Source organism: Microbacterium sp. GXS0129 (assembly GCF_044769785.1).
Classification (GTDB): Bacteria; Actinomycetota; Actinomycetes; order Actinomycetales; family Microbacteriaceae; genus Microbacterium; species Microbacterium nymphoidis.
On record NZ_JBIZVZ010000002.1, the window covers coordinates 756,243 to 778,660 of the forward strand.

General features: G+C 67.9%; 19 protein-coding genes. 1 reads left to right on the forward strand and 18 read right to left on the reverse strand.

What is annotated here, in order from left to right; translation table 11 throughout:
• Positions 1–22: 22 nt before the first annotated feature.
• The 18 genes from ACIQJ5_RS10025 to ACIQJ5_RS10110 form a co-directional block, all read right to left on the reverse strand.
• On the reverse strand, positions 23–1,393 hold the full coding sequence (locus ACIQJ5_RS10025; protein WP_308070900.1) for an ABC transporter permease: 1,371 nt from the start codon (positions 1,391–1,393) through the stop codon (positions 23–25).
• On the reverse strand, positions 1,393–2,070 hold the full coding sequence (locus ACIQJ5_RS10030; protein ID WP_231091916.1) for an ABC transporter ATP-binding protein: 678 nt from the start codon (positions 2,068–2,070) through the stop codon (positions 1,393–1,395). Before ACIQJ5_RS10030 ends, ACIQJ5_RS10025 begins: the two co-directional genes overlap by 1 nt.
• Before the next feature lie 37 nt (positions 2,071–2,107).
• Positions 2,108–3,937 carry a hypothetical protein gene (locus tag ACIQJ5_RS10035; protein WP_402843359.1) on the reverse strand — a complete coding sequence of 610 codons (1,830 nt, stop codon included), beginning with the start codon at positions 3,935–3,937 and terminating at the stop codon, positions 2,108–2,110.
• Positions 3,934–4,992, reverse strand: a complete 1,059-nt coding sequence (locus ACIQJ5_RS10040; protein ID WP_231091914.1) for a hypothetical protein — start codon at positions 4,990–4,992, stop codon at positions 3,934–3,936. Before ACIQJ5_RS10040 ends, ACIQJ5_RS10035 begins: the two co-directional genes overlap by 4 nt.
• A 249-nt stretch (positions 4,993–5,241) precedes the next feature.
• Entirely contained in the window at positions 5,242–5,958 is a 717-nt protein-coding gene (locus tag ACIQJ5_RS10045; protein ID WP_231091913.1) for a gamma-glutamyl-gamma-aminobutyrate hydrolase family protein, read from the reverse strand.
• Entirely contained in the window at positions 5,951–6,730 is a 780-nt protein-coding gene (locus ACIQJ5_RS10050) for a 3-oxoacyl-ACP reductase (RefSeq protein WP_231091912.1), read from the reverse strand. Before ACIQJ5_RS10050 ends, ACIQJ5_RS10045 begins: the two co-directional genes overlap by 8 nt.
• Positions 6,731–6,777: 47 nt before the next feature.
• Positions 6,778–8,172 carry an aldehyde dehydrogenase gene (locus ACIQJ5_RS10055; RefSeq protein WP_231091911.1) on the reverse strand — a complete coding sequence of 465 codons (1,395 nt, stop codon included), beginning with the start codon at positions 8,170–8,172 and terminating at the stop codon, positions 6,778–6,780.
• A gap of 3 nt (positions 8,173–8,175) precedes the next feature.
• A complete protein-coding gene (locus ACIQJ5_RS10060) occupies positions 8,176–9,552 on the reverse strand; it encodes a glutamine synthetase family protein (RefSeq protein WP_402843365.1) in 1,377 nt (458 codons plus the stop codon).
• Positions 9,553–9,604: 52 nt separating this feature from the next.
• Positions 9,605–10,330: a FadR/GntR family transcriptional regulator gene (locus ACIQJ5_RS10065; protein WP_231092129.1), complete on the reverse strand. Its 726-nt coding sequence runs from the start codon at positions 10,328–10,330 to the stop codon at positions 9,605–9,607.
• Positions 10,331–10,343: 13 nt separating this feature from the next.
• On the reverse strand, positions 10,344–11,888 hold the full coding sequence (locus ACIQJ5_RS10070) for an amino acid permease (protein ID WP_402843368.1): 1,545 nt from the start codon (positions 11,886–11,888) through the stop codon (positions 10,344–10,346).
• A gap of 168 nt (positions 11,889–12,056) precedes the next feature.
• A complete protein-coding gene (gene xerD, locus ACIQJ5_RS10075) occupies positions 12,057–12,959 on the reverse strand; it encodes a site-specific tyrosine recombinase XerD (protein ID WP_402843371.1) in 903 nt (300 codons plus the stop codon).
• 4 nt (positions 12,960–12,963) lie between these two features.
• Complete coding sequence (locus ACIQJ5_RS10080; RefSeq protein WP_231091907.1) at positions 12,964–13,578, reverse strand: NUDIX domain-containing protein; 615 nt, start codon at positions 13,576–13,578, stop codon at positions 12,964–12,966.
• A gap of 73 nt (positions 13,579–13,651) precedes the next feature.
• On the reverse strand, positions 13,652–15,367 hold the full coding sequence (locus ACIQJ5_RS10085; protein WP_231091906.1) for a CTP synthase: 1,716 nt from the start codon (positions 15,365–15,367) through the stop codon (positions 13,652–13,654).
• 55 nt (positions 15,368–15,422) lie between these two features.
• On the reverse strand, positions 15,423–16,343 hold the full coding sequence (locus ACIQJ5_RS10090; protein ID WP_402843376.1) for a carbohydrate kinase: 921 nt from the start codon (positions 16,341–16,343) through the stop codon (positions 15,423–15,425).
• 64 nt (positions 16,344–16,407) lie between these two features.
• A complete protein-coding gene (locus tag ACIQJ5_RS10095) occupies positions 16,408–17,916 on the reverse strand; it encodes a glycoside hydrolase family 32 protein (RefSeq protein ID WP_402843379.1) in 1,509 nt (502 codons plus the stop codon).
• 87 nt (positions 17,917–18,003) lie between these two features.
• Complete coding sequence (locus tag ACIQJ5_RS10100; protein WP_231091903.1) at positions 18,004–18,837, reverse strand: carbohydrate ABC transporter permease; 834 nt, start codon at positions 18,835–18,837, stop codon at positions 18,004–18,006.
• A gap of 8 nt (positions 18,838–18,845) precedes the next feature.
• Positions 18,846–19,787, reverse strand: coding sequence for a carbohydrate ABC transporter permease (locus ACIQJ5_RS10105; protein WP_402843382.1), 942 nt, complete (start codon positions 19,785–19,787; stop codon positions 18,846–18,848).
• The gene (locus ACIQJ5_RS10110) at positions 19,787–21,169 is read right to left on the reverse strand and encodes an extracellular solute-binding protein (RefSeq protein ID WP_402843385.1); all 1,383 of its coding nucleotides are present in this window, start codon (positions 21,167–21,169) and stop codon (positions 19,787–19,789) included. Before ACIQJ5_RS10110 ends, ACIQJ5_RS10105 begins: the two co-directional genes overlap by 1 nt.
• 203 nt (positions 21,170–21,372) lie before the next feature.
• Between ACIQJ5_RS10110 and ACIQJ5_RS10115 the strand changes: the two genes are divergently transcribed.
• Positions 21,373–22,401: a LacI family DNA-binding transcriptional regulator gene (locus ACIQJ5_RS10115; RefSeq protein ID WP_231091900.1), complete on the forward strand. Its 1,029-nt coding sequence runs from the start codon at positions 21,373–21,375 to the stop codon at positions 22,399–22,401.
• Positions 22,402–22,418 lie beyond the last annotated feature (17 nt).

Sequence of the window (22,418 nt, forward strand, 5' to 3'; positions counted from 1 at the left end):
CCAGAGGACCGGCGCACACCGGTCAGGATCCGCGCAGGGCAGCGACGGGTTCGATCCGCGCCGCGCGACCGGCGGGGTACGCCCCGGCGAGCCATCCGACGACGGCGCCCAGCAGTGCGCCGCCGATGGCGACCCAGGGCTGCACCACCGGTGTCCATCCCTGCGTCAGCGAGACGATGACGATGGCGAACACGCCGACGCTCGCACCGATCAATCCGCCCAGCAGGCCGATGATCACCGACTCCACCATGAACTGCGTGGCGATCTGCCGCCTCGTCGCACCCACCGCCCGGCGAAGACCGATCTCCCCCACGCGCTCCATCACGTTCAGCAGCGTGACGTTGGCGATGCCGAGCGCACCGGCCAACAGCACGATGCCACCGAGGATCAGGAAGACGAAGTTCACGTCGGCCTGCACGTTGCTGGCCAGCGACGAGCGCGACGGCGGCGCAGCGGCCTCCAGCGTCTCGGGCGCATTCGGGGCCAGCACCAGCGGAGCCTGCTTCGCCACCTGCTGACCCGCGCCCACGGCGATGCGGATCTGCAGTTCGCTCGGCGCACCGAGGCGGAAATCCGCCGATGCGGACTGTGAGGGGATGATCACCGCATCGCGGAGATCGGATCGGCGCTGGAAATCGTCCACGATGCCGATGACGGCGTACGGAATCCCGGAGATGAAGATCGCCGGCTGACGGTCGATGCGAAGCACACCGAGGCTCTCCGCCGCGCCCGCTCCGAGCACCGCGACCCGGTCCGCCCGCTGATCATGACCGGCATCGAACATCCGCCCGCTGGTGATGGTCGCATGCAGGGTTGCCAGCACGTCGCCGGACGCGGCGACGAGACTCGGCGGTGCCTTCTGCGGTGCCGACGGGTCCACGATGGGAACCGCCGTGATCGGCTCCGAGCCGAGGTTCACGTCGCTGATGAGCGCGGCACCCTCCACCCCGACCAGTGTCATCACCCGTTCCGGTGCATCCCAGGGGATACGACCCGCCGCGGCAGTGGTCTCCCCTCCGGTGCGCGCCTTGGCGGGCGTCACCTGCACCGTGGTCTGGGCGACCGCGTCGAACTGGCTCGCGATCTGGCCAGCCGTGGTCTCTGCGAATCCGATCGTGGCGACCAGCGCGCCGATGCCCAGCACCGTTCCCAGGGTCGTCATGATGAGCCGGCCGGGCCGCGCACCGATGTCCGCAGTTGCTTCGGCGACCAGGTCCTGCATCGTGAAACGGTCGGCATGCGGCACAGGCCGCAGGAGCGCGGCGACCCCGGTGGGTGCGGACTGCGCATCCACAGCGTCCGTCGCCTCCTCCAGAGCGGTCTTCGAACGACGACGGAAGGGGTTGCGCCACTTCGACCGGGTACCGCCCTCGCGGCGAGGAGCGCGCGCCATCAGGCCACCTCGGTCAGGCGGCCGTCGGCGATGCGCACACGGCGATGGGCACGACGGGCGACGTTGTCGTCGTGCGTGATGAGCACGAGCGTGAGCCCATCGGCGTTCAGCTCCTCGAACAGGCTCATCACCTCCCCCGTCGTCTTCTGGTCCAGGTTTCCGGTCGGCTCATCGGCCAGCAGCATCCGCGGGCTCCCCGCCACCGCGCGGGCCACGGCCACGCGCTGGCGCTCGCCACCGGACAGCGAGGGGGGCAGGAAGTCGAGCCGGTGCCCCAGCCCCACGCGCTCCAGGGCGTCGCGGGCACGCTGCTCGCGCTCGGCGCGCGGAATGCCGTTGTATTGCATCGGCATCAGCACGTTGTCGAGCACCGACCGGCGCGGCATGAGGTGGAACGCCTGGAAGACGAACCCGATGAGGCGTGCGCGCACGGCGGCGCGCTCGTCCTCACCCAGCGTGGAGGTGCTGGTTCCCGCGAGGAGGTACTCCCCCACAGTGGGCCGGTCGAGCAGGCCCAGCAGGTTCAGCATCGTGGACTTCCCGGATCCCGACGGACCGATGATCGAGACGTACTCACCCTCGCCCACGGTGAAGTTCACGCCCTTCAGGGCTTGCACTTCCGGCGGCCCCGGAAAGGAGCGGGTGAGGTCACGCAGTTGCACGAGCGGGACGGTCACGAGGCTCCCGCCGACACGGGCGTGCCGATGACGGTGGTCATTCGCCGATCACCACCAGGTCACCCTCTTCGAGTTTGCCCTCGGTGGGAGTGACTTCCACGAATCCACCGGCGGACAGACCCAGCTTCACCTCGACGAGGTGCGTCTTGGCCGATTCCCCCTCACGCGGATCGCCGTCGACAACCTCGATGCGAGATTCACCGCCGGCACCCGCGGTGAGCGCGGCGAGCGGGACGGAGAGCACCTCGCCCTCGGTGGCTCCGACCGGAATGGTCACGCGGACGTTCGTTCCCTGCACGCTGGCCAGCTGCTCCGGGGTCAGCCCCTCGGGGTCCAGCTGGATGCTCCAGCGCTGCGCATCCGCCTTGCCCTGATCGATCGCACTGATCTTGGCGTTGATCTGCGTGCCATCCGGCAGCGCGAACGTACCGGCGGTTCCGACGGCGAGCAGCTTCGCGTCGGCGACCGCGGCGGAGCCGTTGAGACGCACCGTGGCACCCGACACGCTGAGCGCCGCACCCTCGAGCTTGCTGCCGCGCTTCACCTTCACATCGTCCACGCGACGCGGGAGGTCGGTGAGGAACAGCACCTCGCTCGACGGGAGCGAAGCCTGCACGCCCTGGCGGGCGGTCTCCAGGTCCGCGTAGGCGCGGCTGAGCTGCTCCTGCGCCGCATCCACGGCACCCTGCTGAGCGTCGGTGTTGACACCGGCCCACATCTCTTCACGTTGCGCAATCGCGATGTCGAGGAGGTACTGCGCACTGTCGACATCGCCTTTGGTCCTGCGTGCCTCCGCAAGAGCGACCTCAGCGTCGTGAACCTGTTGGTTGGCCTGAAGAATCTGCACCTGGGAGGGGCCCTCCCCAGCCTTGTTGAGTTCCGCCTGAGCCTGCGCCAGCCCCTGCTCGGCCGCGGTCACGCTCTCCTGAGCGGACTTGTACGCCGTGTTGGCCGCCTCGTCCCCCGTCGGGGCGGCGTACCCCGCTGCGGTGTACAGCGCCGCGACAGCGTCAGCGGTCTGCTGCGTGAACGAGGCGTCGGCGGGGTCGCCGCCGTCGATGCCCACGGCCTGCAGCGCCTGCTTCAGCTGAACCACGTCCGGGCCGTTCACGCCGATGCGCAGCGTGCGGTACGAGGGCAGGTCACCCGGGAGCACGATGACGGGCCGGCCGGCCACTTCCATCGCCACCGAGAGCTTGTCCAGCGTGTCACCGACGGCAGGAACACGGCCGGTCACGATGGCGGCGCCGCTGACATCAGACGCGTCGATGCTCACGTCGACGGCGTCCGCGTAGGCCACATCCGCGCGGATCGTCACGTCGTTGCTCAACTCGCCGAACTCCACGGGAGCCGTCACCAGGCCCGGAGCATCCGGCTTCTTGTCGGCGGCGGCCTCGGCCGGAGAGATGATGAACCGCTGGACCGCAAGTCCCGCCACCAGCGACAGGATCGCGATCACCACCGTGATCCAGAGCATCCGGTTGCCGCGGAAGACCCGCTTCCACCCCTTCACGCGAGAGGTGTCGGGCTTCGCCTCGACCTCCTCGTCCGGCAGCGGAGCACCGAGGATGGTCTCGAAGCCGTCCGTCGCGGCCGCATCGGCGGTGGCGTCGGCATCCGGGTCCACTGCCGCGGTCGGCGTGTCGGTATCGGGATCTGCCGCGGACCCCGCGACGTACCCGAACGTCTCCGTGGCGCCCGTCTCCGGTGCGCCGGCAGGATCCGCGACCTCGGGGGCCGCGGGCGAGACCGCATCGTCCCCGGACGAGACGCCGTCACCGGTGCCGCCCTGGTCGGGCGCCTGGTCTGGCTGCGTGCCGCTCCCCTCGGTTCCCTCGTTCTTGCCCCGTCCGCGTCGTCCGATCACTTGGCCTTCTCCGCGGCCTGCTCCATCGCGGTCTTGTACGCCTCGAGCTCAGCCTTGTGCTCATCGACGAACTTCTGCTCCGCGGCGAACACCAGGTCCTGCTGCTTCTTGGCGTAGTCGGTCTTCTGGCGGCATTCCAGGTCGGCGAGCGCGGTCTCGATCTCCTCCTCGGCGGCCTGCTTCCACTCCGGGGACTTCGTCGGGTCCACGTAGTCCGCCGGATCCGCGGTCTCCGTGCCGGATGCGGACATCGACGCGTTCGCGTCCTCCCAGAACTTGTTGCTGCGCTCGTAGAAGCTCTGGATCACCGCGCTCTGGCGGTCAAAGCCGCTGTAGCCGGCCTCAGCGAAGCAATCGGCCCAGGCCTTGTCGGCTTCCGTGGGCTTGGCACCCTCGCCGTAGAACTGGTCGTAGAACTTGCTGACGGCGTCCATCAGCGGCTGGAACTCATCGGTCTGCCCGATGTTCTGCTCGCCCCAGACCTCCTCCTGCGCCTTGCCCTGACAGCTGTTGGAGTTGTCCCACTGGAACTCGGGATCGTTCATCTCCTCCTCGGTCGGCTGCGGACCGTAGAGGACTTCGTAGTACGACGTGCGCTCGCTCTCGGTGAGGGACTCGACATACTCCTGGTTGGGATCCACCCAGGTGTTGCCGTCGGTGGGCTCCTCGGGCTCCGACGGGTAGGGGTTGTTGAACACGCCGTACCCGTACTGCGCGACCCACTCCTTCTTGTCAGGCTCCCACTCGACGTCGCTTCCGCCGACAACGCCGGGCTGCGAGGAGTAGTCCACGGGCTGGTACTCGAAGCCCTCCTTCGCCATGCACTCGGCGACGAGCTCCTCCACCTTCTTCTGCTTCTTGTCCGACTCGGCCTGCTGCTCCTCGGGCGATGCGTCGAAGTCGTAGCCGGCGTTCATGTACTGCGACAGCGGGGAGTTCTTCCAGGCGTCTTCCGGGGAGAGCGCCTCGCCGGAGCCTCCGCTGGTGCAACCGGTGATCCCGGCGAGCAGAGCGCCCGCCGCCGTCACAACCAACAGCGTCTTCGCTACGTTCATGTTCTTCTCCCCTTTTCGGGCCCGAGGCCGCCTGGTCCGCACAGGCTATCCAAAGCTGCGCGACGGCGGCATCCATCGCGGGATGGATATGCAGATGCTGTACAGGTATGTCCGTTCGGAGGGATAAAGTCTCAAACTCTTCGCTGGAGACATCCGTCCGGGTGTCTCCAGCCTAGGAAGCGCACCAAGAAGGGCGAGTCAGGGACTCCCCTGACTCGCCCCTGATTCTGGGTGAGACGTGCGGCGGTGTCAGCGCATGCGCGCCCGTGCCGCCGCGACCAGTGCGGCGAAGAGCTCGCGGTCCGCACCCTCCTCCGGATGCCACTGCACGCCCACCACGAACCGGTCGCCCGGACGCTCCATCGCGTGCGGGATGCCGTCCTCACCGCTGGCGGTGACCACGAATCCGGGATGCTCGCCGATCCCCTGGTGGTGATGACATTCCACTTCGGCGCGCTCGCCGAGGATCTGCCCGGTTCGCGTACCGCTGTCAACCGTCACCGCGACGTGGCCGTACACGCCGTCGCTCCCGGAGTGCACGGCGTCCCCGCCCGCATCCGGCAGATGCTGGATCAGCGTCCCCCCCGCGGCAACGGCCATCAGCTGCATGCCACGGCAGATGCCGAGCACGGGCAGGTCCCCGTCATCCGCGGCGGCGAGGTAGGCGAGCTCGGAGGCATCCCGATCGTCGTACCAGACCGTGACGGTGGGATCCGGCTCCTGCCCGTAGCGATGGGGCGAGACATCGGCACCGCCCGCGATGATGATCGCGTCCAGCCGGTCCGCCACCGCGGCCGCCTTCTCGGCGTCCGCCACCGGCGGAAGCAGCACGGGCGCGCCGCCGGCCTCTTCGACCGCGCGGGCATACGTCGCGGGCAGGAGGTCGGCGTTCACACCGGGCCAGGTCCCCCACGTCGCGCTCTGGCGGTAGGTGGTGATGCCGATCACCGGGATGCGTTCACTCAAAGTCGCTCTCCAGCGGGGTCACGTAGGCGTGGGACAGGCCGCCGTCCACGAGGAACTCGGTCGCGGTGATGAAGCTGGACTCGTCGCTTCCCAGGAACGCCACCGCGTTGGCGATCTCCTCCGGCTCCGCGAAACGTCCCATCGGGATGTGGATGAGGCGACGCGCGGCGCGCTCGGGGTCCTTCGCGAAGAGCTCCTGCAGCAGCGGCGTGTTCACCGGCCCGGGGCACAGCGCGTTGACGCGGATGCCCTTCCCCGCGAACTGGACGCCGAGTTCGCGGGTCATCGCGAGCACTCCGCCCTTGGAGGCGGTGTAGGAGATCTGGGAGGTCGCCGCCCCCATCAGCGCGACGAACGACGCCGTGTTGATGATGGAGCCGCCGCCCTGTTCCAGCATGTACGGGATCACGGCCTTGCAGCAGAGGTAGACGCTGGTGAGATTGACGTTCTGCACCAGATCCCATGCCTCGATGCCCGTCTTGAGGATCGAGTCGTCGGAGGCCGGCGAGATTCCGGCGTTGTTGAACGCCACATCGATCCGGCCGTACTTCTCCTTCGCGAGGGCGAACATCGCCTCCACCTGTTCGGCGTTGGTCACATCGACCGGCGCGAACGCGCCACCGAGCTCCTCCGCCACCGCGACGCCGTTGCTGGAGGGCAGGTCCCCGATGACGACGGTCGCCCCTTCCGCGGCGAACTTCCGCGCCGTGGCGAGGCCGATTCCGCTGGCGCCGCCGGTAATGACGGCGACCTTCCCGTCGAGCTTTCCCATGTGATGCCTTTCGTGTTGCGAGGGTGTGAAGTCTGTTTGTCGAGGAGTCAGGAGTCGGTGGAGATGAAGACGTTCTTCACCTCACTGAACGAGTTCGGCGCATCCGGGCCGAGCTCACGGCCCAGCCCCGACTGCTTGAAACCGCCGAACGGCGTCCAGTACCGCACCGACGAGTGCGAGTTGATGGAGAGGTTTCCGGAGTCGACGGCGCGCGCCATCCGCAGCCCCCGTCCGAGGTCACGGGTGAAGATCGAGCCGCTGAGGCCGTACTCCGTGTCGTTGGCCTTGGCGATCGCATCCGCCTCGTCCCGGAACGGCATGACCGCCACCACGGGGCCGAAGATCTCCTGCGTCCACACCGGATCCGTCAGTGTCCGCGGCAGCACCACGCTCGGTGCCACCCAGAAGCCGTCGCCGTCGGTGCCGCGCTGACCCGAGAACGCGATGTCGGCATCAGCCAGATAGGCCTCAACGCTCGCCTTCTGGTGTGCCGAGATAAGCGGACCCATCTGCGCCGCATCGTCGTTCGGATCCGTCACCCGGAAGTCGGCCACTGCCGGACGCAGCAGCTCGAGGAACCGCTCGTACACGCTCTCCTGCACGAGGATCCGCGAGCGCGCGCAGCAGTCCTGACCAGCGTTGTCGAATGCGCTGCCCGGAGCCGTCGCGGCCGCGAGCTCGAGGTCGGCGTCCTCGAACACGATGTTCGCGCTCTTGCCGCCGAGCTCCAGCGTGACGCGCTTGACCTGGTCGGCGCAGCCGCGCATGATGCCCTTGCCCACGTCGGTGGAACCGGTGAAGCAGACCTTGCGCACCAGCGGATTCGTCACGAACCGCTCGCCCACCACGCGGCCCTTTCCCGGGATCACCGTGAACACGCCGTCGGGAAGGCCCGCATCGCGCGCCAGCTCGCCGATCCGCATGGCCGTCAGTGGGGTGAGTTCCGCGGGCTTGAGCACGACCGTGTTGCCGGCTGCGAGCGCGGGGGCGAATCCCCAGCCTGCGATCGGCATGGGGAAGTTCCACGGGACGATCACGCCGACCACGCCCAGCGGCTCGTGGAACGTGACGTCGACGCCTCCCGGCACCGGGATCTGCAGCCCAAAGTGGCGCTCCGGCGCGGCCGAGTAGTACGTCAGGACGTTGCGGACGTTCTCGGCCTCCCACACCGCGTTGCCGATGGTGTGACCGGAGTTCGCGACCTCCAGAGCGGCCAGCTCATCCACGTGCGCGTCGATCGCGGCGGCGAACTCGCGAAGCAGCCGCGCCCGCTCGCCGGGGGCGATCGCCCGCCACGCGGGGAAGGCGGCGTGCGCGCGCTCGATGGCGGCGTCTGTCTCGGCGAGATCCGCCAGGCCGACCGAGCCGATCGCCTGCCCGGTCGCGGGATTGATCACGGCGGACTCGCCGCCGCCGTGGAAGGGGGATGCGGGGATGCGCATGAGTCAGAGCCTTTCGAAACCGCGGCGGAGTTCCCAGTCGGTGACCGCCGCATCGAAGGCAGCGATCTCCACGTCAGCGTAATTCGTGTAGTGGCGAACGACGTCCTCGCCGAACGCCGCGGCAGCGAGAGCGGATCCCGCCCACTCCTCCCGCGCCTCCGCCAGCGTCTTCGGCACCACGGGCGCATCCGATGAGTAGGCGTTGCCGACGAGCTCGGGCTCGAGTTCCAGCTCGTTCTCGATGCCGTACAGACCGCCGGCGAGCATCGCGGCCAGGGCGAGGTAGGGGTTCACATCACCACCCGGCAGCCGGTTCTCCATCCGCGCGCTCGCTCCTTCGCCCACGAGCCGGACCGCGCACGTGCGGTTGTCCATGCCCCAGGCGATGGCCGTCGGGGCGAAGGAGCCGAGCGCGAATCGCTTGTAGGAGTTGATGTTCGGCGCATAGAGCAGAGTGAACTCGCGCATGGTGGCGAGCACCCCGGCAATGAAGTGGTCGTACAGCTTCGTGCGCGAATGGGTGGCTTCGTCCCAGAACACGAGCGCTCCGTCCTCCGCGCCCCGCAGCGACATGTGGATGTGGCAGGAGTTGCCCTCGCGCTGGTTGGGCTTTGCCATGAAGGTGATGGATCCGCCCGCCGAGCGCACCACGTCCTTCGCGATGGTCTTGTAGACGGAGTGGTTGTCCGCCGTGGTCATGACTTCGGCGTACTTGAAGGCGATCTCGTGCTGGCCGAGGTTGCACTCCCCCTTCGCCGATTCCACGTTCATCCCCGCCGCATAGGTGACCCGGCGGATCTCGCGCAGCAGGGGCTCCACCAGGAGCGAACCCAGCACGGAGTAGTCCACGTTGTACTGGTTCATCGGCACGAGGTCGCGATACCCGTTGTTCCAGCCCTGTTCGAAGGAGGTCTGGAACATCACGAACTCCAGCTCCGTGCCCGCGAACGCGGTGAACCCGAGCTGTGCCGCCCGCTCGATCTGACGGCGAAGGATCTGGCGCGGCGACACTTCGACGGGGCTGCCGTCGGCGAGGGTGAGATCGCACTGGATCATCGCCGTGCCTTCGCGGTTGGGCAGCAACCGGATGGTGTCGAGATCCAGCACGAACATCATGTCGCCGTATCCCTTCTCCCAGCTGGTCAGGTCGTAGCCGTCGACCGTGTTCATCTCCACGTCCACGGTGAGCAGGTAGTTGCACCCCTCCGTGCCGTGTCCCAGCACGCTCTCGATGAAGAACTCGCCGTGGATGAACTTGCCCTGCAGGCGCCCCTGCATGTCGGTGAAGGCGAGCAGGACGGTGTCGATCGTGCCATCGCTGATGGCGGAGCGGAGCTGCTCGGCGGTGAGCATTCGGTCGTTGCGGGTTGCGCTTGTCATGAAGGAGACCTCGGATCTTACGTGATGTGAGGGATGTTCTGAGGACGAGGGGTCAGGTGACCAGGCCGCGAAGCAGCGCGGCCGTCGCCTCGCAGTGCTCGCGCATCACGGCGCTGGCCGTGTCGGGGTCGCGGTCCAGGATCGCCTGGATCACGCCGCGATGCTGCTCGTCGGAGTGGTGGATGTTGGGCTGCAGGAACGGGATGCGCGCGAGCAGCCGGTGCACGCGGATCAGCGTCTCGCCGCAGGAAGCGGCAAGGGTCGGCGAGCCCGATGCGGTGGCGATCGCGAGGTGCAAGCGGGCGTCCGCCTGGCGGTAGTCGGCGGGCTCGTGGGTCTGTTCGACATCGGCGAGACTGCGCAGCAGCAGTTCCCGCTCCGGTGCAGACAGGTCGCGCGAGGCGCCGGCGGCTGCGGCCCCCGGCTCCACCACCGAGCGCAGCACGATCACGTCGGTGAGCTCGGCTTCCAGTTCCGCCCGGCTGAGCGCATCCGGCGCCGCCGGGCTGGGCCGGCTCTCCACCACGGTCCCGCCGCCGCGTCCGCGACGCGTGGACACGAGTCCCGCGGCACGAAGCGCGCTGATCGCCTCGCGTAGCGTGGCGCGGGAGACGTCGAGCCGGGCCGCAAGGTCGCGCTCCGAAGGAAGACGATCACCCGGACGGAGGATCCCGAGCTGGATCGCGGATCCGAGCTGCTCGACGCACGACTCGAAGGTCATCTGCGAGCGCACCGGGCGCAGCACGAGTCCGATGAGGGGCGAGGGATCCTCCGTCATGGTGTTCACGCTCTCACTCCTCCAGAAGGAGGTCGGCGTCCTTGGTCAGGTGCGGCGCCTCGTCGTGCGACATGAAGGTGCGCTTGCCGTACGCGAACCACAGCACCACGGCGAGGATCGCCACGACGGCCACCGCGACCGGTGCGTAGTTGAACGTGTCGATCGTGATCTCGGCCACCGGCGGCAGCACGAACAGGATCACGATGAAGATCACCCACACCACCGCGATCCAGCCGACCAGCGCGCTCCACTTGCCCAGGTTCCACGGGCCGGGCTTCCACGATGCGTCCAGGCGGCGCAGCAGCACCGGCGTGACGTACGCGATGTACAGACCGATCACCGCGACCGAGGTGACGGCGGCGTAGGCCGTGTAGTTGAACAGCGCCGGGACCGTGAGGATCACCGACAGCACGACGCACAGCCAGATGGAGTTGGTCGGCGTTCCGGTGCGCTTGTTCACCTGCGCCCAGATGCGCGATCCGGGGATCGCGTTGTCGCGTGAGAACGCGTAGCTCATGCGGGAGTTCGCCGTCACCGACGCCATTCCGCAGAAGAACTGGGCACCGCACACGATGAACAGCAGGAACTTCGCGACGTCGGGGTTGTTCAGTGCGTCGATGAAGATCTGTGCCGGACCGGAGCCCAGTGAGGTTCCCACGATGGCCGACAGGCCCTCCTCGCTGCCGTCCTGGATCGCCGCGACGATCGTGTACAGCAGGATCCAGCCGCCGATGATCGAGATGAGCACGCTCATCACGATGCCTCGGGGGGCCGCGCGGGACGCGTTCTTGGTCTCCTCGGCCACGTGAGCGGAGGCGTCGTATCCGGTGTAGGTGTACTGGGCCATCAGCAGACCCATGAGGAAGACGTAGGGCCCGAAGGTCCACCCGGTCTCGTTGTGCCAGGTAGTGAAGGTCCATGCCACATCCTGGTGCTGTGACGGCATGATCCACAGCACCGCGACGATGATCACGACGCCGACGATGTGCCACCAGGCCGACACGGTCGACAGCAGGCTGACGAGGTTCACGCCGAAGGTGTTCAGCAGACCGTGGATCACGATGAGGACGACGAACAGGCCGAAGGTATTGAGGGCGGTCACCTCCACGCCCCACATGAGGTTGGCGAACGCCATCATGGTGGCCGCCGCACCGTAGTCGATGGCCGCCGTCACGGCCACTTCGCCGAGGAAGTTGAACCAGCCGACGAACCAGGCCCACTGCCGCTTGTTCTTCTTCGCGAGACGGCCGGCCCAGAAGTAGAGCCCGCCGGCGGTCGGGTACCGCGAACACACCTCGGCCATCGCGAGAGCGACACACAGCACGAAGACGCCGACCAGCGGCCAGCCGATCGTGATGGCGGAGGGGCCGCCGGACTTCAGAGCGATGTTGAACGAGGTGATGCACCCCGCCAGGATCGAGATGATCGAGAACGACACCGCGAAGTTGGAGAAGCCGGACATCCCCCGGTGGAGCTCTTGTTTGTAGCCGAGTTCGGCGAGGGCCGCCGCATCATCGTCCACGTGATTCACCGGCGTCTTTGACGATTCTTCACTCATTGCACTTCCCATCGGAATCACAGAAAGAAACAGTTGAGCGATTCTCGTGCCGCCGGGAGCTGAATGTCAATGGCCTGACTTCAGACCGATAGAAGTTCCCGGCCGTGGTGAGAGAGGGAAATCGCACCCCGAAGGGCTTCGGAGGTGCGATTTCCCCCTTCCACGGCGTCAGCGGGCTCGAGGATGGGCGAGGGTGTAGACGTCTCGGAGGGCGTCGACGGAGACGTGCGTGTAGATCTGCGTGGTCGTGACCGATGCGTGCCCGAGGAGTTCCTGCACCACACGCACGTCCGCTCCGCCCTGCAGCAGGTGCGTGGCGAAGGAATGGCGCAGCGTGTGTGGGGAGACGTGAGCGCTCAGCTGCGCACGCTCGGCGGCCGACTGGATCACCAGCCAGGCGCTCTGTCGCGACAGCGGCGCGCCGCGTGCACCGAGGAACAGCTTCGGCGTGGCGCTCCCCCGCGCCGCGAGAGCCGGACGAACCCGGGTGAGGTACGCGTCCACGGCCGCGCGCGCGAACGAGCCGACCGGCACGATGCGCTCCTTCGATCCCTTGCCGCGGAGCCGGATCACGTCCCCGTGCGTGAGGTCGTCGACGTCCAGGCCGATCGCCTCGGACACGCGCGCGCCGGTGGCGTACATCAGCTCCAGCAGCGCGCGATCGCGCAACCCGATCGGATCATCCGACGGGGGCGCGCTCAGAAGCGACTCGACCTGCGCGATCGTCAGCGCCTTCGGCAGTCGTCGGGGCGGCTTCGGGGGGCGGAGCCTTCCCGTGGGGTCGTCCGTGTCGATCCCCTCACGGACCAGGAAGCGATGCAGTCCCCGCACCGAGGACTGCATGCGCGCGAGGCTCGTGGCCGCGGGCGGCGGGTCGAGGCTGGCGCGCTGCGCGGCGAACTCCGCCACGATCGCCGGGGTGATCGCCGCGGTGTCCTCGGTGCCGGCATCGGCGAGCCACTGCGCGTACGCGGTCAGATCGCGCCGGTACGCGGCCACCGTGTGTTCGGAGAGCCCGCGTTCGATGGTGACGTGACGCAGATACCGATCCACGGCGCGCTCGATGTGCATGGCGTCAGGCGCCGCGACGCAGGACCTCGGCGGCCGCGAGCGCGCCGAACGCGAGGATCCCGTTCTGGAACCGTCCCGCCAGCACGCCGTCGATCACGTCGCTCAGAGCCACCCACTCACGACGCATGTCCGCCTCTTCGCCCTCGCGAACGAAGTCCGTCGTGACGCTGGAGAGGCCGCGGGCCAGATAGATGTGGATGATCTCGTCGTTGCCACCGGGTGTGGTGTGGATCGATCCGAGCAGCTGCCAGCGCTCGGCCTGCAGGTCGGCTTCCTCGGCGAGCTCGCGTGCTGCGGCCGCCTGCGTGTCCTCCCCCGGCACATCCAGCAAGCCCGCCGGGATCTCCCAGTCGCGGGAGCGGATCGGGTGACGGTACTGCTGGATCAGGATCATCCGGTCCGCGTCGTCCAGGGCGACGACGGCGGCCGCCCCCGGGTGATGCACGAAGTCCCGGGTCAGGGTCTCATCGCCGTACGCGAAGGTCTCCGTGACCACGTCCCAGACGTATCCGTGGAAGGCGGTGCGCCGCTCGATTCCGTCGCCGAGCGCGACGGGTTCGTCGCGCAGCGCTTCCGTACCGGCGCCCGGCACCTCGGTTGGAGAGACGATGTCTGTCATGTGATCCCTTTCCAGCGGTGACGAGAGGCGGCCGGGCCGATCAGCCCGGCCGCCTCTCACGCGGTGATCGCCGTCACTCGCCATTCTCGACGGCGAACAGCTCCGAGCTGCGGTGACGCTCCAGCGCCGCACCGATCAGGCCCCGGAACAGCGGGTGGGCATCGGTGGGACGCGAGCGCAGCTCCGGGTGCGCCTGGGTGGCGATGTAGTACGGGTGTACCTCGCGGGGCAGCTCGACGAACTCGACCAGGTCTAGCTCCGGGTTGAGCCCGGAGAACACGAGCCCGGCCTCCGACAGCTGGTCGCGGTAGGAGTTGTTGACCTCGTAACGGTGACGGTGACGCTCCTGCGCCGTGGTGCTGCCGTAGACCTCCGCCGCGATGGAGCCCTCGGCGAGAGCCGCCGGATACAGGCCGAGACGCATCGTTCCGCCCAGATCACCGGCGGCGAGGATGTCCACCTGCTCCTCCATCGTGGCAATCACCGGTGCCGTGGTGTCGGGGTCGAACTCGGTGGAGGAGGCCCCCTCGATCCCCGCCTCGTTCCGGGCGTACTCGATCACCATGCACTGCAGGCCGAGGCAGATGCCGAGCGTGGGAATGCCCTGCTCACGCGTGAACCGCAGCGCGCCGAGCTTGCCCTCGATGCCGCGGATACCGAAACCGCCCGGCACCACCACTCCGTCGAGGTGCGCCAGGGCCTTGGCTGCGCCTTCCGGCGTGGTGCAGGTGTCCGAGGCGATCCACTCGATCGTGACGTGCGTCTCCTGGGCGAATCCGCCGGCGCGCAGCGCTTCGGTCACCGAGAGGTAGGCGTCGGGCAGGTCGATGTACTTGCCCACCAGCCCGATGGTGACCTCGTGCTTGGGGTTGTGCACCGCGCCGAGGACCTTGTTCCAGCGTGTCCAGTCCACATCGGTGGCGCGATCCTGCAGGCCGAAGGCGTCCACGATGTACTGATCCAGCCCCTGCTCGTTGAGCATGGTGGGGATGTCGTAGATGCTCGGCACGTCGGTGGCGTTCACCACCGCGTCCTCGTCCACGTCGCACATGAGGGCGATCTTGCGCTTGTTCGACTCCGTGACAGGCCGGTCCGAGCGCAGCACCAGCGCATCGGGCTGGATGCCGATGGAGCGGAGCGCTGCGACGGAGTGCTGCGTGGGCTTGGTCTTCTGCTCGCCCGATGCCCCCATGAACGGAACCAGCGACACGTGCACGAAGAACACGTTCTTGCGGCCCAGTTCGTGACGGATCTGGCGGGCCGACTCGATGAACGGCTGCGACTCGATGTCGCCCACCGTGCCGCCGATCTCGGTGATGATCACGTCGGGCTGCGGGTCGTTCGAAGCCTGCAGGCGCATGCGCCGCTTGATCTCGTCGGTGATGTGCGGGATCACCTGGACGGTGTCGCCGAGGTACTCGCCGCGGCGTTCCTTCGCGATCACCTGAGAGTAGATCTGACCGGTGGTGACGTTGGCGGCCTGGCTCAGCTCGATGTCGAGGAAGCGCTCGTAGTGGCCGATGTCGAGGTCCGTCTCGGCGCCGTCATCCGTCACGAAGACCTCGCCGTGCTGGAACGGGTTCATCGTTCCGGGGTCGACATTCAGGTAGGGATCGAGCTTCTGCATCACGACGTGTAGTCCGCGCGCCGTGAGGAGGTTGCCGAGACTGGCGGCCGTGAGCCCCTTGCCGAGGCTGGAGACGACACCCCCGGTCACGAATATGTGCTTGGTGACCTTCTCAGAAGAGGTCGCCGGGGAGGAAGAGTTCGCCGCGTTGTTATCCGTCACGGACTTCCACCCTATCAGCGGTTGCGGCCTTTCGGCTGAGAATCCGATTCGTGCCTCAGCCGCCGACCGCGAGCGCCGCGGCGAGCTCTGCCGCGGTGGGCGGGTTGGCACCGGTGCGCGACACCGTGATCGCCGCGGACGCGAGGGCGCAATCCAGTGCCGTCACGACCGCGTCCACGGTGAGCGGGACATCGGTCACGAGTGCACGATCGGTGTCCTCGCGGAGCAACCCGAAGAGCAGCCCGGACATGAACGCGTCACCCGCGCCGATGGTGTCGGAGACGGTGGTGGTGCGTGCCTCCCGGTGATGCACCTCGTCGTCCACGCGCGCGATGCAGCCCTGTGCTCCCCGCGTGATGACGCCGAATCGAACGCCTGCCCCGGCCAGCTCTGACAGCACATCCTCCAGCGGGACGCCCGGGCGAAGCCAGTGTGCGTCCTCGTCGCTCAGCTTCACCACATGGCACGAGGCCGCGAGGGCGAATGTACGCTCACGCGCCTGCTCGCCCATGACGGCGGCGCGGATGTTCGGATCGAAGCTCAGCATCGTGCCGAGACTCGCCGCAGCGAAGGCCTCTCGCACATCGGCTGCTTCGGCGTCACGCAGCGCGCCGATCGATCCCGTGTGCACGAGCCTCAGGCCCTCCAGCGGGGGAACCGGGATGCGCCCGTCGAGATCGAACTCGTAGGTCGCACTGCCGTTGGCGTCCAGCGTCGCACGCGCCGACCAGGTACGCGTGGCACCCACGGATCCCGCCCCGAGCGTCACGCCGGCGGCTGCGAGGTGCGCGCGGATGAGGTCGCCGTGCGAGTCAGCGCCCACGAGCGTGTGTAGAATCGCCGGCTCCCCCAGCCTCGCGAGCCCCACCGCCACGTTCATCGGGGAACCGCCCGGGTGGGCGACGCCCGCGACGATGTCGACGAGGGCCTCGCCGATGACAGCGACCGCGGGTGCGGCAGGGGTGTGCGGGGTCATGGCTGATCCTCGTCTCTCCGGAGAACGTCTGCGGCCGTCAGCACGAGGGCCGACGTCGTCGGCATCATGCGCCGCTCATCGACGTTACCGCCACAGCCTGCTGCTGCGTCTCCCGAGCATCGGCGGAGATCGTCTCCACGCTGAGACGCCGGAGCACGGCATCGCCACCCTCCGCGGAGACGATGAGCGACGATCCGCGCGGAGCGATCAGATCTGTGATCACGCGCGTGCCGTCATCCGCGAACAGCTCGATGGAATCGTGGTCGAGCCACATCTCCAGTTGCACGAGCCCGGACGCCGACAGATCGACCGACTCCGCACTCGCGAATCCTGCGGGCATCTGCGCAGACCCCGGGCGTCGGTCCAATCGCACCTCACCACGGGCGCCGTCCACCTCGACCAGCGCCGAACCGCCGAGATCCAGGCGCAGACAGGCACCGGGTGCCACCTCGGCCGCCACCTCGATCCGGCAGCGTGCCGGAAGCCCGGAACGTAGCTGCGCTCCCGGACCCACCGGCGCATCGATGGAGGTCGCGACGGGCTCCGTCGGCGGAGCGATGGGCTGCTGCCGAAGGACGATACGGCCCTGACGACGCACAAGGGAAAGGCGACGGGCGAGCGTCATCGCACCGCGGCTGGGGGCTTCCTCGTCGACGGCCAGCTCACCGGCGTAGTCCCAGTTGCTCATCCAGGCGATGAGAGTGCGCTCGTCGTCCGGCATCCCGGAGAACGTCACGCCCGCGTAGCAGTCGCGGCCGTGGTCCAGCCAGTCGAGCCCCGCCAGTTCCACTCGGGATGCGATCGCGCCCGGTGCGCGCTGCGCGGGTGCATCGTCGGGGATGAACCGCTCACCGTCGAAGCGGCCGACGACGTACTGGGTTCCGGAACCACCGGCGATACCGCCGGGGTTGATGCTGATCAGCAGCACCCAGCGCACATCGTCGGGGTTTCCGTCGACGGCGAGCGGGAACAGATCCGGGCACTCCCAGACTCCCTCTGTGGCGCCACGAGGACCGTAGTCCGAGAGGAACTCCCAGTTGATCAGATCGTCCGACCGATACAGCACCACCCGGCGCTCCGCGGCCTCGACGGCCACCATCACCCAGTACTCGCCGCCTTCCCCGCGGTAGCGGAAGACCTTCGGATCCCGGAAGTGGTCCGATCCCCGATCGAGCACCGGGTTGGCCCCGAAGGGGATCCAGGTCATTCCGCCGTCGGTGCTGGACGCGATCCCCTGCGCCTGGCGTCCGCCGGCACGGTCCGCGAGGGTGAAGATCGCGACCAGCGGTGACCCCTCCGACGTGCCGAGCCCACTCGTGTTCGCGTCGTCGAAGACGACGGAGCCGGAGAAGATCTCGTCATCCTCGGTGTACCCGATCGCCACGGGATGCTCCTCCCAGTCGATCAGGTCCGGGCTGGAGGCGTGCCCCCAGCTCATGAAGCCGTGCGACGCCCCGTGCGGGTTGTACTGGAAGAACAGGTGGTAGCGACCGTCGTGCCGGATGAGGCCGTTCGGGTCGTTCATCCAGTTGCGATGCGGGCGGAAGTGCAGGGAGCAGGTACGGGGGGTCATCGTCTCTCGTCGGGAGGGGGTGTGTGATTTCGAGTCGAGCGCCATGGCGACGCTCCGGTCAGGGAACCGGGGAGGCCGGCGCACCGGTCATTTGCCGGCTCCCGCAGTCAGGCCCTCACGCAGCGGCTTCTGACCGAAGACGAACACGATCAGCGCGGGGATCATCGAGATGACCACACCGGCGAGCACCGTGGACACGCTTCCCGTGCCGAGGTTGCCCTGCAGGGTCACCAGGCCCAGCGGCAGGGTGAAGTTCTGCTCGCTGATGGTCATGATGAGCGGCCGGAAGAACTCGTTCCAGTGGTAGTTGAACGCGAGGATCCCCACGATCGCGAGACCGGGCGTGGACAGCGGGAGATAGATCCGGAAGAACGTCCGCCAGGGGCCGGCACCGTCCAGCTCCGCCGCCTCCCCCAGCTCGTCCGGCAGTCCCAGGAAGTACTGGCGCATGAGGAACGTTCCGAATGCGGTGGGCAGGGCGGGGATGATCAGGGCGAGCAGGGTGTCTGCGAGGCCCATTCCGCGCACCAGCATGAAGACCGGGACGATGATCACCTGCAGCGGCACCATCATCGTCGCGAGGATCATGCCGAACAGCACCTTCTTGCCGCGGAACTCATACCGGGCGAAGACGTACCCGGCCATCGCCGCGCTGAGCATCTGACCGGCGGCGATGAGCCCCGTGACCAGAGCGCTGTTCCAGACGTAGAGCCAGACCGGGATCTTCGTGAAGACGTCGCCGAATGCGGCGAGCCCGAAGGACGTGGTGTGCGTGACGGCATCGGTGGGGGTGAGCGCCGTGATCAGCGTCCACACGACGGGGGCGAGGGTGAGCGCTGCGGCCACGGTCAGCACGACGAAGGTGCCGGCGCGGCCGAGGGCGGGAATGCCCGCCCGGGATCGGAGTGCAGGAGTGGACATGGTCGACCTCATCCGTAGAAGACGAAACGCTTGCTGAGCTGGAACTGGATGCCCGTGACGAGCATGATCAGCAGCGTCAGAGCGATGCCGATCGCGGAGGCGCCGCCGAAATCGAGCTGACGGAATGCCGATTCGTAGATGACCATGACAGCCGTCCGGGTCTCATCCCCGGGGCCCCCGCGCACCAGCACGTAGGGCTGGTCGAAGATCTGCAAGGCGTTGATGATCGCCATGACGGTCGCCACGAGCATCGTCGGGCTGATCAGCGGGAGCGTGATGTGACGGAACTGCGACCAGCCCCGCGCCCCGTCGATCGACGACGCCTCGTAGACCTCGCGCGGAACGGCGGCGAGGCCGCCGAGGAAGAGCAGGAAGGTGAATCCGAAGTTCTGCCACACGTACACCAGGAGCACCACCGTCTTCGCTCCGAGGCCCGTGGTCAGCCACCCGACCTTGCCTACACCGAGCAGGCCGAGCAGCTGATTCACGAGGCCGAACTCCTGGTTGAACAGGTACGACATCACCAGCGAAACGGACGCGGCCGACAGGATCAGCGGGAAGAACAGGGTGGATCGGAAGAAGGTGCTGAGCCACCGCGGCATCCGGGCCTGCACGAGCACGGCCAGCAGGAGCGCGACCGCCAGTTGCAGCAGCACGGCCACGATCACGAATCCGATGGTGTTCAGGAAGGACACCCGGATGGTCGGGTTCGTGGCGGCGTTGACGAAGTTGTCGATGCCGACGAACTCGGGCGCCGTGATGATGTCCCAGCGGAAGAACGCGAGGACGACGGAGGCGAGGATCGGCAGGAAGCTGAACAGCCCGAGGCCGATCACGGTGGGCGCCAGGAACACGGCGATCAGCGAGCGCGTGCCCCGACGGTGAGTTCCGGCTGGGCGGACGGCGCCCGCAGCGATGGCCGAGGTGGCGGTGGAGACGGTGGTGGACATCAGCGTCCCTTCAGTGCGAGTTCGAGGTCGCGCTGCATGGTCGACAGACCGCGACGCACACCGGCCGAGCCGTTGGTGATGGTCGCCACGACGTTCTTGATGAGCGCCTGCTCGACGGCGGCCTGCTGCGGCGGCGCGGGGATGGGCCCGGTGCTGGGGAAGCGGTCGAGCGTGTCGTAGAAGACCTTCCAGTGCGCGGGCCCGGTGCCTGCACCATAGAGCGCGTCGTTCAGCGAGCGGCGGGTCAGCGAGGAGTCCGGCTGCGGGTGGGCGATGGTCATCCCCTCCACCGAGACGCAGTACTTGAGCCATTCCCATGCCTCGTCTTTGCGGCGCGAGGTCTCCATGATGGCGTAGCCGGCCGCGCCGAACTGGTGGCGCTGACCCCGCATGCGCGGGAAGAACGACACGTCGTAGTCGTCGTTCGCGAACCCGGCCTCCGCGAGTCCCTTCACCCAGAACCCGCCTGCCGGGGTCATGCCGACCGCGCCCGTGGAGAACAGCGAGACCAGCTCGTTGCCGCCTCCCTGAGCGGGGTTGGCAGCGATCCCCTCGGACACCATCCGCTCGAGGACTTCGAAGCTCTCGATGGTGCGCTCGTTCAGCGCGTCGGCGTTCTCCCACAGGTACCCGCCACCGCGCGGTGCCTCGTCCGGGTAGAACTGCTTCCAGAACCACTCCCCGCCCGGGGCCTTCTCCTCGGTGACGATGCTCGTCTCGTTGATGTACAGCCAGGGGACGACGCCGCCCCACAGCCGGTTGTTCCAGAAGTACGGCAGGAAGGAGCCCTGCCCCGATCGGCGCATGGCGCGCGCCACGGTGAAGAAGTCGTCGACGCTCCAGTTGTCCGCGGGGCGTTCGAGACCCGCACGATGGAGCGCCTTCGTGCTGTAGTAGACGTTGGCGGCGTTGAAGTTGTCGGGCAGCTGGAACAGGCTCCCCCGGTACAGGAACGCCTCGATGAGCGACGGATGAACGTCGTCGAAGTACTCCTGCATCTCGCTCGCGTCACGGCGCACGTAGTCGTCGAGAGGGTGCGCCATGCGGGATGCGAACAACTGCGCGCCCTCGGTGGCGACGGTGACCACGTCCGGAGAGGTGCCGGCCGCGACCATCGTGAGGATCTTGGCGAAGTAGTCGCCCCAGTCGGTCCCCTGAATCGCGACGATGCGCACGGGGATGTCGGGATGCTTGCGCTGGAAGCCCTCGACCAGGCTCTGCCGTGCAGCCGCGTCCTGGGCGGTGCCCAGCAGTGCCACCGTGAGCGCCTCGTCGCCGCGTCCCGGGATGTCCAGGCCGGTCAGGCGCGGCCAGGAGATCGCCGTGCCCACCAGCCCCAGCCCTAGAACGCCGAGCATCGCTCTGCGTGAGATGTCAACCACGTCGTCGTGTCTCCTCGTGCCGAAGTACAGATATGCCGCCGGGATTCAGCGGTGCTGAATTGATTCAGCACGCGATGCTAACAACTTCCGAACTGCTGCCGCAACCGTTCTGCTGAATTAATTCAGCAAAACGGTTCCCGGTTCCCGCAATTCGGGTCGCTATCGTGGGGAGGAGTCCGTGCCGCACGATCGAGGGGAGCGCCATGTCCGTGCCACCGCCCGCGCGCCGCCCCACCCTCGCCGACGTGGCAGCGCGCTCCGGGATGTCCAAGGCCGCCGTGAGCATGATCCTCAACGATCGGCCGGGGACGAGGCTCTCGGCCGAGGCCGCGGAGAAGGTCCGCACGGCCGCAGCCGAGCTCGGTTACCGTCCCAACCCCGCGGCTCAGAGCCTGCGGCTAGGCAAGACCCGCACGCTGGGATTCATCTCGGATCAGGTGACCATCACCCGATACGCGTCCGGGATGATCCGGGGTGTGCTGGCAGCTGCCAAGGAACGCGACCAGACGGTCCTCATCGCGGAGACCGGAGGCACGGAGGACCTCGCCCGCGTCATTCAGCAGATGACCGATCGCCGGGTGGACGGCCTCCTCATCGGATTGATGGCGGCGCGCCAGATTGACATCCCGAAGGTGCCGCACGATGTGCCCGTGGTCGTGGTCAACGGCATGTCCTCCACCGATCACCCGAACATCCTGCCGGACGAGCGCGCGGCCGGAGTTCAGGTGGCCGAGCACCTCATCGAGCGCGGCCATCGCAGGATCGGCGTGATCGGCCCTCTCCCCCGCATCGCGGGCGACCTCCGGCTGTCCGCCACCATCGGCGAGCGCTTCGCGGGCCTGGACCACGTACTGGACGCCTCGTCCGCGGACGTCGTCCGCATCGACGTCGACGGGTGGCGACCGGACGTCGGCTACGACCAGACGCATCTGCTCCTGGAAGCGCATCCGGAGATCACGGCGATCATCGCGGGAAACGACAATGTGGCGTTCGGCGTGTACCAGGCGATGAGCGAGCGTGGACTGCGCGTCGGCGCGGACATCTCGGTGATCTCCTTCGATGACGAGGAGCTGGCCGAGTTCCAGCGCCCGGGGCTCACCACGGCACGCCTGCCGTACGAGGAGATGGCGCGGCGAGGAGTCGAGATGCTGCTGGGTGAGCGTGAACTCTCGCACGAGCGCATCGCCATGCCGCTCATCGTGCGCGACTCCGTGCGTGCCCCGCGAGGGTGATCTCGCGAGGCACGCAC

What these genes read in the sequence shown, in the direction of transcription:
- ACIQJ5_RS10025 (WP_308070900.1), bottom strand. Translation starts at nt 1,393, where the DNA reads ATGGCGCGCGCTCCTCGCCGCGAGGGCGGTACCCGGTCGAAGTGGCGC.
- ACIQJ5_RS10040 (WP_231091914.1), bottom strand. Translation starts at nt 4,992, where the DNA reads ATGAACGTAGCGAAGACGCTGTTGGTTGTGACGGCGGCGGGCGCTCTG.
- ACIQJ5_RS10050 (WP_231091912.1), bottom strand. Translation starts at nt 6,730, where the DNA reads ATGGGAAAGCTCGACGGGAAGGTCGCCGTCATTACCGGCGGCGCCAGC.
- ACIQJ5_RS10055 (WP_231091911.1), bottom strand. Translation starts at nt 8,172, where the DNA reads ATGCGCATCCCCGCATCCCCCTTCCACGGCGGCGGCGAGTCCGCCGTG.
- ACIQJ5_RS10060 (WP_402843365.1), bottom strand. Translation starts at nt 9,552, where the DNA reads ATGACAAGCGCAACCCGCAACGACCGAATGCTCACCGCCGAGCAGCTC.
- ACIQJ5_RS10065 (WP_231092129.1), bottom strand. Translation starts at nt 10,330, where the DNA reads ATGACGGAGGATCCCTCGCCCCTCATCGGACTCGTGCTGCGCCCGGTG.
- ACIQJ5_RS10070 (WP_402843368.1), bottom strand. Translation starts at nt 11,888, where the DNA reads ATGAGTGAAGAATCGTCAAAGACGCCGGTGAATCACGTGGACGATGAT.
- xerD (WP_402843371.1), bottom strand. Translation starts at nt 12,959, where the DNA reads ATGCACATCGAGCGCGCCGTGGATCGGTATCTGCGTCACGTCACCATC.
- ACIQJ5_RS10080 (WP_231091907.1), bottom strand. Translation starts at nt 13,578, where the DNA reads ATGACAGACATCGTCTCTCCAACCGAGGTGCCGGGCGCCGGTACGGAA.
- ACIQJ5_RS10090 (WP_402843376.1), bottom strand. Translation starts at nt 16,343, where the DNA reads ATGACCCCGCACACCCCTGCCGCACCCGCGGTCGCTGTCATCGGCGAG.
- ACIQJ5_RS10095 (WP_402843379.1), bottom strand. Translation starts at nt 17,916, where the DNA reads ATGACCCCCCGTACCTGCTCCCTGCACTTCCGCCCGCATCGCAACTGG.
- ACIQJ5_RS10100 (WP_231091903.1), bottom strand. Translation starts at nt 18,837, where the DNA reads ATGTCCACTCCTGCACTCCGATCCCGGGCGGGCATTCCCGCCCTCGGC.
- ACIQJ5_RS10105 (WP_402843382.1), bottom strand. Translation starts at nt 19,787, where the DNA reads ATGTCCACCACCGTCTCCACCGCCACCTCGGCCATCGCTGCGGGCGCC.
- ACIQJ5_RS10115 (WP_231091900.1), top strand. Translation starts at nt 21,373, where the DNA reads ATGTCCGTGCCACCGCCCGCGCGCCGCCCCACCCTCGCCGACGTGGCA.